Source organism: Streptomyces sp. NPDC038135 (assembly GCF_055601245.1).
The window spans coordinates 171,065-188,430 of sequence record NZ_JBVJXS010000007.1; the positions used below are offsets into that span (position 1 = coordinate 171,065).

The window sequence follows — 17,366 nt, forward strand, 5'->3', positions numbered from 1 at the left end:
AACCAGTGATTCCCGCTGGTTCCAGGGTGCTCCCGGACGGGCGGAACGTCACGTGGAGGCCTGGTCGCTGTCCCTGAACTCGCCCCAGCCGTGCCAGCGCTCGACCTCGACGTAGGCGCTGACCCGGGGCCGGGACCGCTCCGGGTAGGGCTTGCCGGTGTAGTGCTCGGACAGCCGGTCGATGTCGGCCAGGCCCTCGTCGTCCCGCAGCTCGGCGACCCGCCCGATCAACGTGACGTGGGTGTACCAGTCGCCGTCGGCGAGGACGGTGAGGCTGATGCGCGGATCGCGGCGCAGGTGGCGCAGCCTGACCCGGCCCTCGTCCAGGTTGACCAGCACCCGGCCGTCCTCCTGCCACAGGTACCAGGTGGCCGTGGTGACGGGCGCTCCGTCGGAGCGCACGGTGGCCATCACGCAGGGGTTGGGGCGGCGCAGCAGTTCCTGGGCCTCGGGCGGCAGCGGCGGTTTCGACACGGTGTTCTCCTCGGTCTCGTTCGGTCCCGGTGCCGGATCGCGGTTCTCAGCCGGCGGGCTTGTCGTCGAAGCTGGCGAAGTAGGCGGCGGCCATGTCCTCGTCGGCGTGGCCCTGGGCGGCGGCGCGGGCGAACCGCTCGGCGGCCGCGGCGGCGACGTCGAGCCTCACTCCGCCCTGCTCGCCGGCCTCGACGATGAGCCGGGCGTCCTTCTCCGCGGTGCCCACGGCGAAGGAGGCGGGGGTCAGCTTCCCGTCCAGCACCAAGGCGGACTTGGCGCGCAGGTACCCCATGTCGAGCGGTCCTCCCTCGATCAGGTCGAAGAAGTCGTGCGGGTCCACGTCGAGCGCCTTGGCGAGGGCCAGCGCCTCGCCGGCCGCCGCGGTGACCGCGAGGACCCAGCTGTTGGCGACCAGCTTCAGCCGGCTGGCGCTGCCCGCGGCCCCGTCGTCGCCGGTCCACACGGTCCGGACGCCGACCGCGTCGAAGACGGGCGCGAGCGTCTCCCGGCCCTCCCTCGGCCCGGCGGCCAGCACGGTGAGCTGGCCGGCCTCGGCGGGCTGACGGGTGCCGAGGACGGGGGCGTCGTAGAACACCAGCCCGTGCTCGCCTGCGAACCCGGCCAGGTCGGCGACGAGTTCGGTGCCGGCGGTGGTGCACTGCGCCCAGACGGCGCCGGAGCGCAGCGCCGGCGCCGCCTCGCGCATGACGTCCAGGGCGGTGTTGCCGTCGTAGAGCATGGTCAGGACGACGTCGGCGCCCTCGACCGCCTCGGCGGGCGTGCCGGTGACCCGGATCCCGTCGGAGGCCAGCGGCTCGGCCTTCTCCCTGGTGCGGTTCCAGGCCCGCACGCCGAGCCCGGCGCGGGCGATGTTGCGGGCCATCGCGGCACCCATGATGCCGGTGCCCAGAACGGCGACGGTCGGCTTGTCGGTCATGGACGGCTCCCTGTCGTACGGTTCGTGACCCCGGGGTCCTCGTCCTCGTGGTCCCACGTCATCTTCCCCGGGTCACCACTTCCGACCGTTCCTTTCCGCCCTACCCGGCGTGCAGCATCAGCCCGATGCCCACGACCAGCAGGCCCGCCGCCGCGATGCGGGGCGCGCCGAACCGCTCCTTGAAGAACACCGCGCCGATGGCCGCGCCGACGATGATCGAGGACTCGCGCAGGGCCGCGATGGGCGCGAGCGCGGCCCGGGTCTGCGCCCACAGCACCAGGGCGTACGCGGCCACGGACAGCGCCGCGCCGAACATGCCGAGCGTCGCGTACGGGCGCAGCCGCCGGACGATGTCGCCCCGCACGCGCGCGTACGTGTACGCCGGGATGGCGACTCCCTGGACGGCCATCAGCCAGGCGATGTAGCCGAGAGGCGTCCCGGAGGCGCGTACGCCCAGGCCGTCCAGCACCGTGTACCCGGCGATCGTCAGACCGGTCGCGAGGGCGGCGCCGATCGCGGCCCAGTCGGGCCGGCGGCCGCGCAGCCCCATCAGGCTGACGCCGGTGAGGCCGGCGCAGGACACGGCGATCCCGGCCGCCGCCCACGGCCCGGGGACCTCGTGCGCGAACACCGCCGCCAGCACGGTCACCACGAGCGGCGCGGTGCCGCGGGCGATCGGGTAGGCCTGGCCGAAGTCGCCGAGCCGGAAGGAGGTCATCAGCAGGGCGTAGTAGGCGATGTGCACGGCCGCCGACACGAGCAGGTACGGCCAGGCGGGCCCGGCCGGGAGCGGCACGAACAGCGCCATGGCGAGCCCGATCAGCAGGCCGCCGCCGGAGATCAGCGTGAACCCGGTCAGCTTGTCGGTGATCCGGTGCGCGATGGCGTTCCAGCTCGCGTGCGTGACCGCGGCGAGCAGCACCGCGGTGGTGACCAGCGGCGTCACGCGGTCTGCTCGCGGACGTCCACCAGGTCGGCGCCCGCGTGGGCGACCAGCGCCTTCGGCTCGATCGGGAAGACGGTGTGCGGGTTCCCGGCCGCCGCCCACACCAGCTCGTGCGCGAGCAGGGAGCGGTCGGCGAGGACCCGGGTGCGGGTGCGGTGCCCGAAGGGCGGCACGCCGCCGATGGCGTACCCGGTGGTCTCGCGGACCAGGCCGGCGTCGGCCCGGGTGACCTTCGCGGCGCCCAGTTCCTCGCGGACCCGTTCCAGGTCCACGCGCGAGGCCCCGTCCATCAGCACCAGGACCGGTACCCCGTCCGCCGCGAAGAGCAGCGACTTGCAGATCTGGCTCAGCTCGCACCCGACCGCGGCCGCGGCCTCGGCGGCCGTACGGGTGCCCTCGGGGAAGCGGCGGGCGCGGGCGAGCACCTCGTCGAGGCCGACGGCGCGCAGGGCCTCGGCGAAACGGGGGTGCGCCCCGGTGTCTTCGGCGTCAGTGGCGGCTGTCGTCATGACCTGCACGCTAGCGGTGCCTGTAGGGCGCACGCGAACGGGTTCCGCCGGGCCGGCCGCGCCGCCCTCGGCCGCGGACGGGAAGAAGCCGGTGAGGGCAGCCCCGTCCCCACGGAACCCTCACCGGCTGGTCTTCCCCGAGCGGTACGTCAGGCCCGTACCAGCTCCTTCTCCCCGTCGGGGTCCCGGCGGTCGGCGTCGGTGCGCAGTCCGTCGCCCTCCACGTCCACGTTGGGCAGCACCCGGTCCAGCCACTTCGGCAGCCACCAGGCCCGCTTGCCGAGCAGCGAGAGCACCGCCGGGACGATGGCCATGCGGACGACGAACGCGTCGAAGAGGACGGCGACGGCGAGACCGAAGCCGATCATCTTCACCATCGCCTCGCTGGAGCCGATGAAGCCGGAGAAGACGGCCATCATGATGACGGCGGCGGCCGTGACCACGCGCGCCCCGTGCTTGAAGCCGGTGACGACGGCCTGCTGGGGCCTCTCCCCGTGGACGAAGGCCTCGCGCATCCGGGTCACGAGGAACACCTCGTAGTCCATGGCGAGTCCGAAGACCACGCCGACCATGAAGATCGGCATCATCGACATGACCGGGCCGGTCTCCTCCACGTTCATCAGGCCCGACAGCCAGCCCCACTGGAAGACCGCGACCACGGCGCCGAGCGCGGCCGTCACGCTGAGCAGGAAGCCGAGGGCCGCCTTCAGCGGGACGAGGATCGAGCGGAACACCACGATCAGCAGCAGGAACGCGAGTCCGACCACGAGGGCGAGGTACGGCAGCAGGGCGTCGTTGAGCTTCTGCGAGACGTCGATGTTCATCGCCGTGGAGCCGGTGACCAGCACCTTCGCGTCGGTCGCCGAGGTGATGTCCGCGCCCTTGTCCCGGATGGCGTGCACCAGGTCCTCGGTGGTTGCCGACGACGGCTTGGAGTCCGGGATGACGGTGATCGTCGCGGTGTCGCCGGTCTTGTTGGGCGTGGCCGGGGTGACCGTGACGACGTCCTTCAGGCCCTTGATCTCGTCGCCGACCTTCGTGAAGGCCGTCTTGGGGTGGTCGCTGTCCTTGGCGTCGACCACGACCATCAGGGGGCCGTTGAAGCCGGGGCCGAAGCCCTCGGAGAGGAGGTCGTAGGCGCGCCGCTGGGTGGTGGAGACCGGCTGGGAGCCGTCGTCGGGCAGGCCCAGTTCCAGCGAGGCGGCCGGGATGGCGGCCGCGCCCAGGCCGATCACGCCGAGCAGCAGCACGGCGACCGGGCGCCGTACGACGAAGCTGGCCCAGCGGGTGCCCATGTTCGGGCGGCCCGGCTTCTTCGGGGTCCGGCCGCCGCCGAGCAGCCTGCTCTTCTCGCCGGCCGGCTTGATCCGGCGGCCCGCGTAGCCGAGCAGCGCCGGGATGAGGGTGAGCGCGATGAGGACCGCGACGGCGACCGTGCCGGCCGCGGCGACGCCCATCTTGGTCAGCATCGGGATGTTGACCACGGAGAGCCCGACGAGGGCGATGACGACGGTGAGACCGGCGAAGACCACCGCCGAGCCCGCCGTGCCGACGGCCCGGCCGGCCGCGTCCTCGCGCTCGCGGCCCTCAGCGAGTTCGGCGCGATAGCGGGAGACGATGAACAGGGCGTAGTCGATGCCGACGGCGAGGCCGATCATCGAGGCCAGGATGGAGGTGGTCGAGCCCAGGTCGAGGGCGCTCGCCAGCGCGCTGATGGTGGAGACGCCGATGCCGACGCCGATGATCGCGGTCAGCAGCGGGAATCCGGCCGCGAGCAGCGAGCCGAAGGTGATGACGAGGACGACGGCGGCGATCGCGATGCCGATGACCTCGCTGGAGCCGGTCTCGGGGGTCGCGGTCAGCGCGTCACCGCCGATCTCGACCGTCAGCCCGGAGTCCCGCGCGTCCTGCGCGGCGTCCTTCAGGGCGTCCTTCGCCGAGTCCTCCAGCTCCATGCCGGAGACCTTGTACTTCACCGACGCGTAGGCGACGGAGCCGTCCTTGCTGACGGCGTGCCCGGCGTACGGATCGGCGACGGAGGCGACCTCGGAGCCGCTGCGCAGCTCCTTCACCGTCTCGCGGACGGTGGCCTTGTTCGCCTTGTCCGTCATCTTGCCGCCGTCCGGCGCCTTGAAGACGACCCGCGCGGTGGCGCCGTCGGCGCTCATCCCGGGGTAGCGCTGTTCCAGCAGGTCGAAGGCCTTCTGGGCCTCCGTACCGGGGATGGAGAAGGAGGTGCTGCCGGCGGGCGGCGCGGAGGCGGCGCCCACCCCGGCGAGGGTGAGCAGCGCGACCCAAACGAGGGCGACGAAGTGCCGTCGCCGGAAGGCGAGCCGGCCGAGTTTGTAGAGGAACGTGGCCACGAGGGCGTACTCCCGGTCAGTCGTGGGGTTCAGCTGGGCAGGGGTGATCAGCCCGACGACGTGAGCGGTGACGTCAGATGGTGGGCTTGCCGGGGAGAGCGATCAGGGGATGATCAGCGTGGTCCGGAGGTGGTGACGCCGAGGGCGGGGAGGACCACGGCGTCGATGTACGAGGTGAGGAAGGCCCGGGTGGGCGGCTGGTCGTCGAGCAGCGCGCGGGTGGCGAAGCCGCCGACCATCATGTGCAGCAGGAAGTCGAGCGCGGGGCAGTCCTGGCGGACCTCGCCCCGGTCGATCGCCCGCCGGATCACCTGGTGGAAGCCGGACATCTCCGGCTCCACGAGCTGGGCCCGGAAGGCCTCGCGCAGATCCGCGTTGTTGTGCATCGCCATGGCGACGCCCCGCATGAGCGCCGAGTTCTGCTCGATGGTGCAGTCGTCCTCGAGCTGGACCAGCGCGTGCAGGTCGCCCCGGAGCGTGCCCGTGTCGATCTCGCCGATCCGGTCGGGCTTGCCGTGCCGGATGGCTCTCACGACCAGTTCGGCCTTGCCGCCCCACTGGCGGTAGAGCGTGGCCTTGCTGGACCGGGTGCGGGCGGCGACGGCGTCCATGGTGAGGGCGTCGTAGCCGACCTCGCGGAGCAGGTCCAGCACGGCCGCGTACAACTCGGCCTCGCGTTCGGGCGTGATCCGACTGCGACGCGCGGTGGCGGTCTCAGTCATGTCTCTCACCTTCCCGGTGCGGCTGTCCGCTTGAACGACACGGTTTCGTACACGACGAATGTACCCCAGCCGCAAGCGAAACGAAACGGTTTCGTTCGTGTGCTGGGTCACGTCTGTCGGATTCCCGTGAAGCGCCGCTCCGGCGGGCTCCGGTTGCTGGGGTCCCGCCACCGGAAAAGCATGGGGAGGTGAGCTATCTGCGCCTGCCCCACCTCAACGGCGACCTGTTGTGCTTCGTGGCCGAGGACGACCTCTGGCTGGCACCCCTGGACTCCCCGGGCCGGGCCTGGCGGCTGACCGTGGACCGCGCCAAGACCGGGCACCCCCGCTTCTCGCCCGACGGCCGCCGGATCGCCTACGCCGGCTGGCGCAGCCTCGTGCCCGAGATCCACCTGGTCGACGTCGACGGCGGACCCGCGCGGCAGCTCACGTACTGGGGCAGCGCCGACACCCAGGTCCGCGGCTGGACCCCGGACGGCGACATCCTCGCCGTCACCTCCCACGGCGAGCCCTTCTCCTACTTCACCTGGGCCTACAAGCTCACCACGGACGGCGCGCCCGGCCGCAAACTGCCCTGGGGCCCGGTCTCCGACATCCAGACCGCCGACATCGACGGCGAGCGCAGGAGTCTGCTGCTCACCGGCACCCCGCCGCACGAACCCGCCTCCTGGAAGCGGTACCGGGGCGGCGCCATGGGGCGGCTCTGGCTGCACGGACAGCGGCTGCTGCCGGACATCGGCGGGCATCTGCACTCCCCGATGTTCGTCGGCGGCCGGATCGCCTTCCTCTCCGACCACGAGGGCGTCGGCAACCTCTACTCCTGCGCCTACGACGGCTCCGACCTGCGCCGCCACTCCGACCACGACGCCTTCTACGCCCGGCACGCCTCCAGCGACGGCGACCGGGTGGTCTACCAGTGCGCGGGCGAACTGTGGCTCGTGGACGACTTCGCCCCGGACGCCGTGCCGCGCAGGCTCGACGTCCGGCTCGGCGGCCCGCGCGCGGGGCGCCGCCGGCACCAGGTGCCGGCCGCCCAGCACGTGGACGGCATCTCCATGGACGAGACCGGGCGGGCCAGCGCGGTCGTGGTCCGGGGCAGTCTGTACTGGCTCACGCACCGGGACGGCCCGTCCCGCACGATCACCGACACCCCCGGGGTCCGGGTCCGGCTGCCGGAGATGCTGGGCTCCACCGGGCAGGTGGCGTACGTGACGGACGCCGAGGGCGAGGACGCCGTGGAGATCGCCCGCCTCCCCCGCGCCTCCGGCGACCGCGCCACCCGCCGGCTGGGCCAGGGCGAGCTGGGCCGGGTCCTGGAGATGGTGTCGGACCCGCTGGGCGAACGACTGGCCGTCGCCGGCCACGACGGACGGCTGCTGCTGATCGACGTCACGGACGAGGCGGAGCCGGAGGCGGCGGGGGCGGGGGCGGCCGACGAGGGCCCGGGGGACTCAGGCGAGGGCCCGGGGGACTCGGGCGAGGGCCCGGGGGACTCGGGCGAGGGCCCGGGGGGCTCAGGCGAGCCGGGCGGCGGAGCCGCCGCGGGCTCGGACGGCCGGGTGAGCGAGTTGGTCCGGTCCGACAACGGGCCCGTCCGTGACCTCGCCTTCTCCCCGGACGGCTCCTGGATCACCTGGTCCCACCCGGGGATCGGCCGCTCCCTGCGGCAGATCAAGCTGGCCCGCATCAAGGACCGGCACATCGTGGACGTCACCAACGGCCGCTTCGAGGACGAGAACCCCGTCTTCACCCGCGACGGCCGCTACCTCGCCTTCCTGTCCTGGCGCGGCTTCGACCCGGTGTACGACGTCCACACCGGCGACCTGTCCTTCCCGCTGGGCTGCCGCCCGTACCTGGTCCCGCTCTCCTCCGCGACCCCCTCCCCGTTCGCCCTGAACCCCGAGGGCCGCCCGGCCGCCGGGGGGCTCGACCCGCTCGAGGACGAGGGCGGCGGGGAGAGCGGCGCGGTCATCGTGGAGGTGGAGGGCCTGGAGAACCGGGTGACCCCGTTCCCGGTCGTCGCCTCCAAGTACTCCGCGCTGTACCCGGTGGCCGGCGGGGGCCTGGTCTGGCTGCGCTGGCCCATCTCCGGGGCGCTCGGCGAGACCTTCGCCAACCCGGCCGACATCAGCGGCCGGCCCACCCTCGAGTACTTCAACATCGCCAAGGCCAAGAAGTCCGAACTGGTCGACCACCTGGACTGGTTCGCGGTGAGCGGGGACGCGACCCGGCTGATGGTGGTCGACGAGGGCGACCTGCGCGCGGTGCCGTCTACGGAGCCCGGCGACGCCGACACGACCGTCTGGATCGACCTGCGCCGCATCGTGCACCACGCCGACCCGCCCGCCGAGTGGCGCCAGGCCTACGACGAGGCCGGCCGGCTCATCCGCGCCTACTTCTGGGACCCCGGGATGTGCGGCATCGACTGGGACGGGGTGCTGGACCAGTACCGGCCCCTGGTCGAACAGGTCGCCTCCCCCGACGACTTCGCCGATCTGCTGCGCGAGGTCCTCGGCGAGCTGGGCACCTCGCACGCCTACGTCACCGCGGCCCGGCGCAACGAGGGGCCGCCCCACTACCAGCGCTGGCAGGGCCTGCTCGGCGCCAACCTGGTCGAGCGGGACGGCGGCTGGGCCGTCAAGCGCATCCTGCCCGGCGACTCCTCCGACTCCAAGGCGCGCTCGCCGCTGGCCGGCACGGGCATCCGCGAGGGCGCCGTGCTGACCCACGTGGACGGCCGCCCGGTCGATCCGGTGACCGGGCCGTACCCGCTGCTCGCGGGCTCGGGCGGGACGACGACGGAGCTGACGTTCACCCCGCCGCCGGGCGAGCCCGGCCGCGCCCGCCGGGTCGCCATCATGCCGCTCATCGACGAGCGGCCGCTGCGCTACCAGGACTGGGTGGCCAAACGCCGCGAGGTGGTCCGGGAGTTGAGCGGCGGCCGGTGCGGGTACCTGCACATCCCCGACATGGGCGGCTCCGGCTGGGCCCAGTTCAACCGGGACCTGCGCATGGAGGTGTCCCGGCCGGCGCTCATCGTGGACGTGCGCGGCAACGCGGGCGGGCACATCAGCGAACTCGTCATCGAGACCCTGAGCCGCACGATCCTCGGCTGGGACCTGACCCGCAACGCGCAGCCGGTGTCGTACACCTCGAACGCCCCCCGGGGCCCGATCGTGGCCCTCGCCGACGAGGCGACCTCCTCCGACGGCGACATGATCACCGCCGCGTTCAAGCTGCTCAAGCTGGGTCCGGTCGTCGGCCAGCGCACCTGGGGCGGCGTGGTCGGCATGACCGGCCGGCACCGGCTCGGCGACGGCACGGTGATCACGGTCCCGATGAACGCGGCCTGGTTCGACGCCTACGGCTGGTCCGTGGAGAACCACGGCGTCACCCCGGACCTGGAGATCCTGCGCACCCCCCTCGACTGGGCCGAGGGCCGCCACGCCCAACTGGACGACGCCATCCAACTGGCCCTGGAACTCCTGGAGACCAACCCCGCGGCCACTCCCCCCGACTACACCGACGTCCCCAACACCCCCCGCCCACCCCTCCCCCCGAGGCCCCAGCGAACGTGAGCAGAGCTCAAAGGGGCGCGGGAGGCCGCGCAGCCTTCAGGGGCACGGGCAGCTGGGCAGTCCTATGGAGCGCGGGGAACTGCGCAGTCTTTCAGGGGCGCGGGGAACTGCGCGATCTTTCAGGGGCGCGGGGAACTGCGCGACAAGCCCCCACCCACCCGCACCCGACACCCCACCCCCGACACCCCGCCCAACCCCCAACGCCCCCGACCCCACCCGAAAACAGCAGGGTGCCCCCCGAAAGAATCGGAGGGCACCCCAAGCTGCCAACCAGCCGAAGCCAGCGCAGCGTTACGCGTCGTAGTCGGCGTCGAAGCGGTCGTCCATCTCCCGCTGCGAGTCGTCGATGTCGCGCATGTTGCGGCCCCGCTCAGGCTGCTGGTGGCCACGCTGACCCTGCTGCTGCCCGTGCTGACCCTGCTGCTGGCCGCGCTGACCGGACTGCGGGCCGCGCTGGCCCGCCTTCTCCCGGGTGGCCTGGCCGGCCTTCTCCCGGGTGGCCTGACCGGCCTTCTCCCGGGCCTGGCCGACCTTCTCGCGGGCCTGGTCCTGCCAGTCGTTGGTCTTCTCGGTGAACTGGTCCTTCATACCCATGTGGGTTCACTCCCGAAGTGGGTGGGGGGTTGGCCCCCGGTGGGGCCTCGACCAGATTCACACGGCCCAACACGCTGCGCATGTCGATCAGTTACGCTGCGTAGCCCGGGCCGCCTCATCGGCCTCCCCACCTGCGCCGACGAGCCCGGAACGCATCCCCTGGAGCCGCGGCGCGAACCGCCGCATCTCCCGCTGGCCGACGGTTCCGATCAGCGCCGGCAGGTAGCCGCGCACCCCCTGCATGCCCCGCAGCCACCACTGCCCGTACACGTGCGCCGAGCGCCGCTCGATGCCCTCCACGATCCGGTCCACCGCCGGGCCCAGCGGGTAGGTCTTGTTCGACGGCCACGGCAGCCGCTGCCTGAGCTCCCGCATCACGTCGTCCTGGTCGGCGCCGCGCACCATGTCGGTGTCGGTCCAGGACAGGTACCCGACGCCCACCCGGACGCCCTGGTAGCCGACCTCGGCCCGCAGGCTGTGCGCGTAGGCCTCCACGCCCGACTTGGAGGCGCAGTACGCCGACATCATCGGCGCCGGCGTGATCGCGGCGAGCGAGGCGATCTGCAGCAGGTAGCCCCGGCTCTCGACCAGCACCGGCAGGAACGCGCGGGCCGTGACCGCCGAACCGATCAGGTTCACCTCGATCACCCGCCGCCAGGCGTCCGGGTCGGAGTCGATGAAGGGACCCCCGGTCGCCACGCCGGCGTTGGCGACGACGATGTCGACCTTGCCGAAGCGCTCCTTCACCTCACGCGCCACCCGGCTCATCGCCTCGTGGTCGGTGACGTCGGCGTACCAGTGCGCGCTCTCGCTGTGCAGCCGCCCGGAGACCTCCTTGAGCGCGTCCTCCTCCAGGCCGACCAGCGCGACCCTGGCGCCGCGCGCGGAGAGCTTGCGGGCGAGCAACTCGCCGACGCCGCGCGCCGCTCCGGTGACGACGGCGACCTGTCCCTCGAGGCTGACCCTGCTCATGCGCCCTCCTTGATCTGCTGCACGACGGTGGAACGGGAGACGGGTGCGTCGCCCGTGACGTAGGTGGTGACGAGCTCGCGGATCCTCCCGGTCACCTGCTCCGGGGCCTCCACGGGAGACATGTGGCCGACGCCGGGCAGCTCGGTCAGACCGATGCACTGCGGCAGCGCGGCGACCAGCGCTTGGGCGTGCACGACGGGCGTCAGCCGGTCGGCGGCGCCGTGCAGCACCGCGGTGGGCACGCGCAACTCCCGTACCCCGTGGTCGAGGTCGAGTGCCGCGAGCATGCCCGCCCAGGCATGGCGCACCGTGCGCGGGCAGGCGTGCACGATCCGGGCGCACGCCTCCACCATGTGCGGGGCCGAACCGGCGCCCATGGTGCCGTACTTGAGGACGCGCATCGCCAGCGGCGTGACCGGCCCGAGCGGGGCGCGCGAGCTGAGCACGCGTCCGGTGAGCCAGGTGCGGGCCCGCCCCGCGCGCAACGGCACCACGCGCGCCTCGGCGACCAGCCGGGAGCTTCCGGTGCTGCACAGCAGGACGGCCGCGGCGTGTTCGCGGAACCGGGGGCGCGCCGAGGCGGCCATGACCGTCATCCCGCCCATGGAGTGGCCGACGACGAGCGCCTTCTCCCCGGGTGCGAGGGTCTGCGCGAGCACCGCTTCCAGGTCGTCGGCGAGCGCCTCGGTGGTGCAGGCGCGGCTCGCCGGACTGCGCCCGTGCCCCCGCTGGTCGTAGGCGATCACCCGGTGGTCGGCCGCCAGCTCGCGTATCTGCGCCGCCCAGAAAGCGGTCGAACAGGTCCAGCCGTGCGAGAGGACGACGGGCGGCGCGTCCTCGGGGCCGTGCACCTCGGCGTGCAGCGGGGCGCCGTCCGCGGAGACCACGGTGAGGGTGCGGGAGGGCTCGGGCGGGGCGTACGGGCCGGTGGCCGTCGCGGCGGTCCGGCTCATACGGCGGCCTCGCTCTGCTGCTCCGCCACCGGACCGGCCTCGGCGGCCGGGGCGCCGGGCTGCCGGACGACCTCGTACTCCGCCAGGTCCACCCGCCGGGTCGCGCGCCGGAACTCGGCCGTCGTACCGGGCCAGATGGTGGTGTTGCGGCCGCTCGGGTCGAGGTACCAGCTCGTGCAGCCGCCGGTGTTCCACACGGTCCGCTTCATGCGCTCCTGCACCTCGAGGTTCCAGGCGTCGACGGCGGCGGGCCGGGCGTCGAGGGCGGCACGGCCTCCCAGCACGTCGAGCTGGCGCAGGTAGTCCGCCATGTAGTTGAGCTGGGACTCGATCATGAGGATCATCGAGGAGTTGCCGAGGCCGGTGTTGGGCCCGATGATCGTCATCCAGTTCGGGAACCCGGCGGCCGAGGCGCCGCGCAGCGCCTGCATGCCGCCCTTCCAGGTCTCGGCGAGCGTGACGCCCTCCGCCCCGACCACCCGCTCGGCGATGGGCATGTCCGTCACGTGGAAGCCGGTGCCGAAGATGATCGCGTCGACCTCCGCCTCGCTGCCGTCGGCCGCGACGACGGTGGAGCCGCGTATCTCGCTGAGCCCGCTCGCGACGACGTCCACGTTGGGCCGGGCCAGTGCCGGGTAGTACTCGCTGGACAGCAGGATCCGCTTGCAGCCGATGCGGTAGTCCGGGGTGAGCTTGGCGCGCAGCGCCGGGTCCTTGACCGCGCGGGCCATGTTGCGCTTCGCGAGCTGCTCGACCAGGCCGAGTTCGTCGGGGTGCTTGGTGAACGCCTGCACCTGGAGCTCCCGGATGCCCCACAGCAGTCCGCGCCTGAGCCGGGTGGTGAACGGCAGCGCCTGGTGCAGCCGGCGTTCGGCGGCGCTGATGGCGCGGTCCATGCGCGGCATCACCCAGGGCGGGGTGCGCTGGAAGAGGGTGAGCCGGCCGACCTGGCGCTGGATGGCGGGCACGATCTGGATGGCGGAGGCGCCGGTGCCGACCATGGCGACGCGCTTGCCGCGCAGGTCGTAGTCGTGGTCCCAGCGAGCCGAGTGGAACACCTTGCCGGGGAAGGACTCGAGCCCCGGGATCTCGGGGACCTTCGGGTCGGACAGCGGGCCGGTGGCGGACACCACGACGTCGGCGGTGAGCGTGCCCCGCGCCGTCTCGATCTCCCACCGCAGCCGCTCGCCGTCCCAGCGCATCAGCTTCACCTCCGCGCCGAAGCGGATGTGCGGACGCAGCCCGAAGACGTCGGTGACGTGCTCCAGGTAGGCGCGGATGTGCTCCTGCCCGGAGAAGGTGCGCGGCCAGTCGGGGTTGGGCGCGAAGGAGAAGGAGTACAGGTGGGAGGGCACGTCGCAGGCGCACCCGGGGTAGCTGTTGTCCCGCCAGGTGCCGCCGACGCTGTCGGCGCGCTCCAGGACGACGAAGTCGGTGATCCCCTCGCGGCGCAGCCGCACCGCGGCTCCCAGTCCGCCGAACCCGGACCCGATCACCGCCACCCGTACATGCTCGTGCTCGGCCATCCCGAAGCCTCCACGCATCGCCTTGGACTCTGCCAGTGAACACTGGCGCAATGGGACTGTAGAGCAGCGGCGTACCGAGCGGTAGGGGGTGGGAAAGGGAAAGTTACCGGCGGTACAACATAGGCTGCGAACGTGACGGACGACGGCGGACACGAGGTCGGACAGGGCGGCGGGACGCGTGAGTACCGCATGGAGGAGCTGGCCCGTCTGGCCGGCATCACCGTGCGCACCCTGCGCTTCTACCGCGAACGCAAGCTGATCCCGCCACCCCGCCGGGAAGGCCGTATCGCCTGGTACGACGACCACCACCTGGCCCGCCTGCGCACCATCGCGGCGCTTCTGGAGCGCGGCCACACCCTCACCGGCATCGCGGAACTCGCGGAGGCCCTCGACCAGGGCCGCGACGTCGCCGACCTGCTCGGCGTCGGCACCCCCACCGAGGAGGAGCCGGTCCGCCTCACCCCCGAGGAACTCGCCGCCCGCTTCGAGGGCGAGGTCACCCCGGAGAACCTGGCCGCCGCCATGGACCTGGGCTACCTGGGCACCGACGGCGACGAGATCGTCCACATCAGCCGCCGCCTGCTGGACGTCTCCTCCGCCCTGGTCCGCGAGGGCATACCCCTGGCGGAGGTCCTGGCGGCCGGCAAGCGCGTCCGCGAGCACGCCGACGCCCTCGCCGCCCTGTTCACCGACATGATCCTGCGCCACGCCCCCGAGGAGGACCTCCACCGCCTGCGCCCCCTGGCCCGCAGCGTCGTGGAGGCGGAACTCTCCCTGGCCCTGGACCGCAGGATCAGCAAGCGGGGCTGAGCGGGCCGCCCGCGGCCCCCGGATTCCTCAGAGGTCGTACACGACGGTCACCGGCGCGTGGTCGCTCCACCGCTCGGCGTGCGTGGCGGCGCGCTCGACGAATCCCTTGACCGCGCGGTCCGCGAGCCCCGGCGTCGCCAGGTGGTAGTCGATCCGCCATCCCGAGTCGTTGTCGAAGGCCCGCCCCCGGTACGACCACCACGTGTACGGGCCCTCCGCGTCCGGGTGCAGGGCGCGCACGACGTCCACGTAGCCGCCGTCCTCCGCCGCGAGGACGCGGCTGAGCCACTCCCGCTCCTCGGGGAGGAAGCCCGAGTTCTTGGTGTTGCCGCGCCAGTTCTTCAGGTCGGCCTGCTGGTGGGCGATGTTCCAGTCGCCGCAGACCACCACGTGCCGTCCGTCGGCGGCGGCCCGCTCGCGCAGCTCCCTGAGGTGGACCAGGAACTCGTCCATGAAGCGGACCTTCTCGTCCTGGCGCTCGGTGCCGGCCTCGCCCGAGGGGAGGTAGAGCGAGACGACGGTGACGCCGGGCAGGTCGGCCTCTACGTAGCGCCCGCTGCCGTCGAACTCCGCCGAGCCGAAGCCGATGCGGACGCGGTCGGGTTCGCGGCGCGTGTACAGCGAGACGCCCGCGCGTCCCTTGGCGGCGGCCGGGGCGTGCACCACGTGCCAGCCCTCGGGCTGCCGCACCTCCTCGGGGAGCTGGTGCGGCTCGGCGCGCACCTCCTGCAGGCAGACGACGTCCGCGGAGGTCTGGGCGAGCCACTCCACGAAGCCCTTCTTGGCGGCGGCCCGCAGCCCGTTCACGTTCACCGAGGTCACAGTCAGCATCCGGGCACGATACCGGCACACTGGTCGAGGTCAGTCTTTCCCTATGCATAGAAGTACGATGCCCAGCATGAATATTCGTCCCGTTCGTTTCGATCACCCCGACGCCGTCAAGCTCAACGACGTGGTCCAGGAGGAGTACCACCTGCGCTACGGCGACGGCGGCGACGCCACGGTGCTCGACGCCACCGACTTCGATCCGCCCCGGGGCGTGTATCTGATCGCGTACGACGAGCGCGATCGGCCGGTCGCCACCGGCGGCTGGCGCAGCCAGGACAGCAACGGCGAGGGCAACGAGGACGGCGACGCGGAGCTCAAGCGGATGTTCGTCGTCGAGCAGATGCGCGGCCTCGGCCTCGCCCGCCGCATCCTCGCGGCCCTGGAGGAGGACGCCCGGATGGCCGGCCGCGTCCGCATGGTCCTGGAGACCGGCACCAAGCAGCCGGAGGCCATCGCCCTGTACACGTCGAGCGGTTACGAGCCCTGCGCCAAGTTCGGCTACTACCGCCACTACGAGGAGAGCCTCTGCTACGCCAAGCGGCTCTGAACACGATGAAGCCCCAGTCGGCTTTCACCGACTGGGGCTTCATGCTGCGTGGACCTGAGGGGATTTGAACCCCTGGCCCCCTCGATGCGAACGAGGTGCGCTACCGGACTGCGCCACAGGCCCTTGCAACGAGTGAAACTCTAGCATCCCCGTCGGGGTGCTTGGAAATCCGTTCCCTGACTGGTCAGGGGCGGGCTTCCAGGGGGGTGACGGCTGTCACTCGTTGGCCGCGCGCGGCCGGTCGCCGTCCTCGTACTGGTCGAACAGCGGGGTGCGTCCGCGCTCGCGCGTCCGGCGCGCGGAGGCCGCACCGCGCGAGCGGGACCGGGCGGGCGGGACGGTGTCGCCGCGGCCCTCGGCCGGCTCGCGCCCGGCGGTCTGCCGGTCCGTCTCGGCGTCCGGGACGTGGCCGTCCTGCTCCGGCACCAGGGGGCCCGAGCGGGCCGAGCTCCAGGTGTCGGGCGCGCCGAGGTCGACGTCGGAGGTGGCCCGGGGCGCGACCGGCGCGGTCACGTACGTGGGCAGCGGCACCGGCACCGGGTCCCAGCTGTCCCCGTGGCCGGGCCGCCGCTGCCGCTCGCGCTGCTGGTCGACCCATTCGGCGTGGTCGGTCTGCTCGACGAGGGCACGGCGGTCGGCGGCGAGCGCGGACATACCGGTGTCGGTCCCGGTCGCGGGCTCCTCGTCCGGTTCGCCGGCCGCCGGCTCCACGTCGACGGACGCGCGCCGCCGGGGCTGACGCTCGCGCAGGCTGCGGGCGGCGTCCTCGGCGCGGCGGCGGTCCATGTGGTAGGCGAAGCGGCGGCGCTCCTGCGTGCGCAGGTACCCGATGTAGCCGCTGAGCATGAGCGCGGGCACGCCGGGCGCCCAGAGGAAGGCGAGGCCGCCGACGGCCGCGACGATGGCGCCGGCGGTGAAGGCGATGAAGAGCATCACGGTGGTGCGCCGGCGGCGCGCGAGCACCTTCGAGCGCCGGGCCCGTGCTGCGGCCGCCTGTGCCGCGGCCGTGTTCCGCGGGGCGGGCACCCGGGCCTGAGCGGGCACGGGCACGGAGCCGGTCGCGGACGCGGACTTCGGGGCGGGCGTGGACCTGGGCGTGGCGGGGGACGACTTGGGCGCCGGGACGCCGGACTGGTCGCGCGCCGGTTCGTCCCGGCCCGCAGGCTCGGGTTCGACGTCGGCGCGTACCTGACGGCGGGTCGGAGGCATGGCGAAGGACCGGACGTCCACCGAGTCGGTGACGGCGTCCGGGTCGCCGGTGTCCGGCTCCCCCTCCTGGGTGGAGCGCGCCCGCAGGTCCTTGGCGTACCGGCGCTCCATGCCCGCCCGTCCGGACAGCAGCCGGATGGCGGTGCTGAAGCGTTCCGTCGGACGGGCCTCGTTCAGCTCGTCCTGCCTACGGAGCCACATCGGCACCAAGTAGGCGGCCCAGGCCCCGACGATGACTGCGTAGATGAGGCCGCTGCTGCTCACGTCTCACACGGTAGAGGGGTTTGCGTGAGGCCATCCGCCAATTGGGCCGGTGTGTCGCACGATCTGGCTGATATTTCGAGCTTTTTTTGCGACCGATGCGATCAGCGGACCGCGGGAAGTCGCGAATTGAATGC

Annotated in this window: 15 protein-coding genes and 1 tRNA gene; 3 read left to right on the forward strand and 13 right to left on the reverse strand. The window is 72.8% G+C overall.

The annotated features are described in order from the left end of the window. Positions 1–48: 48 nt before the first annotated feature. The 6 genes from ACZ7JA_RS21110 to ACZ7JA_RS21135 form a co-directional block, all read right to left on the reverse strand. Positions 49–474: a PPOX class F420-dependent oxidoreductase gene (locus ACZ7JA_RS21110; protein WP_351664888.1), complete on the reverse strand. Its 426-nt coding sequence runs from the start codon at positions 472–474 to the stop codon at positions 49–51. 46 nt (positions 475–520) lie between these two features. Further along, on the reverse strand, positions 521–1,411 hold the full coding sequence (locus tag ACZ7JA_RS21115) for an NAD(P)-dependent oxidoreductase (protein WP_351664890.1): 891 nt from the start codon (positions 1,409–1,411) through the stop codon (positions 521–523). Between the two features lie 100 nt (positions 1,412–1,511). Continuing rightward, positions 1,512–2,357: an EamA family transporter gene (locus ACZ7JA_RS21120; protein ID WP_389449928.1), complete on the reverse strand. Its 846-nt coding sequence runs from the start codon at positions 2,355–2,357 to the stop codon at positions 1,512–1,514. Beyond that, entirely contained in the window at positions 2,354–2,866 is a 513-nt protein-coding gene (locus ACZ7JA_RS21125) for a YbaK/EbsC family protein (protein ID WP_470809706.1), read from the reverse strand. The genes ACZ7JA_RS21120 and ACZ7JA_RS21125 overlap by 4 nt, the downstream gene beginning before the upstream one ends. Before the next feature lie 149 nt (positions 2,867–3,015). Next, the gene (locus ACZ7JA_RS21130; protein ID WP_470809708.1) at positions 3,016–5,229 is read right to left on the reverse strand and encodes an MMPL family transporter; all 2,214 of its coding nucleotides are present in this window, start codon (positions 5,227–5,229) and stop codon (positions 3,016–3,018) included. A gap of 113 nt (positions 5,230–5,342) precedes the next feature. Beyond that, complete coding sequence (locus ACZ7JA_RS21135; RefSeq protein ID WP_389303434.1) at positions 5,343–5,951, reverse strand: TetR/AcrR family transcriptional regulator; 609 nt, start codon at positions 5,949–5,951, stop codon at positions 5,343–5,345. 188 nt (positions 5,952–6,139) lie between these two features. Here ACZ7JA_RS21135 and ACZ7JA_RS21140 point away from each other — a divergent pair, with 188 nt between their 5' ends. Then, positions 6,140–9,529, forward strand: coding sequence for a S41 family peptidase (locus tag ACZ7JA_RS21140; RefSeq protein ID WP_470809710.1), 3,390 nt, complete (start codon positions 6,140–6,142; stop codon positions 9,527–9,529). Between the two features lie 291 nt (positions 9,530–9,820). On the opposite strand, the gene ACZ7JA_RS21145 is transcribed toward ACZ7JA_RS21140, so the two are convergent. From ACZ7JA_RS21145 to ACZ7JA_RS21160, 4 genes are all read right to left on the reverse strand, one after another. Further along, a complete protein-coding gene (locus ACZ7JA_RS21145; RefSeq protein WP_351664902.1) occupies positions 9,821–10,123 on the reverse strand; it encodes a hypothetical protein in 303 nt (100 codons plus the stop codon). An 87-nt stretch (positions 10,124–10,210) separates the two neighbouring features. Further along, complete coding sequence (locus tag ACZ7JA_RS21150; RefSeq protein ID WP_351664904.1) at positions 10,211–11,095, reverse strand: SDR family oxidoreductase; 885 nt, start codon at positions 11,093–11,095, stop codon at positions 10,211–10,213. Further along, positions 11,092–12,048 (reverse strand): alpha/beta fold hydrolase, encoded by a 957-nt coding sequence (locus tag ACZ7JA_RS21155; protein WP_389449945.1) that lies wholly within the window; start codon positions 12,046–12,048, stop codon positions 11,092–11,094. Before ACZ7JA_RS21155 ends, ACZ7JA_RS21150 begins: the two co-directional genes overlap by 4 nt. Next, positions 12,045–13,574: a flavin-containing monooxygenase gene (locus ACZ7JA_RS21160; protein ID WP_351664908.1), complete on the reverse strand. Its 1,530-nt coding sequence runs from the start codon at positions 13,572–13,574 to the stop codon at positions 12,045–12,047. The genes ACZ7JA_RS21155 and ACZ7JA_RS21160 overlap by 4 nt, the downstream gene beginning before the upstream one ends. A 189-nt stretch (positions 13,575–13,763) precedes the next feature. Here ACZ7JA_RS21160 and ACZ7JA_RS21165 point away from each other — a divergent pair, with 189 nt between their 5' ends. Next, a complete protein-coding gene (locus ACZ7JA_RS21165) occupies positions 13,764–14,384 on the forward strand; it encodes a MerR family transcriptional regulator (protein WP_351665055.1) in 621 nt (206 codons plus the stop codon). Between the two features lie 27 nt (positions 14,385–14,411). Here ACZ7JA_RS21165 and ACZ7JA_RS21170 read toward each other — a convergent pair whose 3' ends face one another. After that, positions 14,412–15,215 carry an exodeoxyribonuclease III gene (locus ACZ7JA_RS21170; protein ID WP_470809713.1) on the reverse strand — a complete coding sequence of 268 codons (804 nt, stop codon included), beginning with the start codon at positions 15,213–15,215 and terminating at the stop codon, positions 14,412–14,414. Positions 15,216–15,282: 67 nt separating this feature from the next. Between ACZ7JA_RS21170 and ACZ7JA_RS21175 the strand changes: the two genes are divergently transcribed. Further along, entirely contained in the window at positions 15,283–15,759 is a 477-nt protein-coding gene (locus tag ACZ7JA_RS21175; protein ID WP_389449951.1) for a GNAT family N-acetyltransferase, read from the forward strand. 49 nt (positions 15,760–15,808) lie between these two features. Here the strand turns inward: ACZ7JA_RS21175 and ACZ7JA_RS21180 are convergent. Further along, positions 15,809–15,882 (reverse strand) — tRNA-Ala (locus ACZ7JA_RS21180). A gap of 93 nt (positions 15,883–15,975) precedes the next feature. Then, complete coding sequence (sepX, locus tag ACZ7JA_RS21185; protein ID WP_450751290.1) at positions 15,976–17,232, reverse strand: divisome protein SepX/GlpR; 1,257 nt, start codon at positions 17,230–17,232, stop codon at positions 15,976–15,978. Between the last annotated feature and the right edge of the window lie 134 nt (positions 17,233–17,366).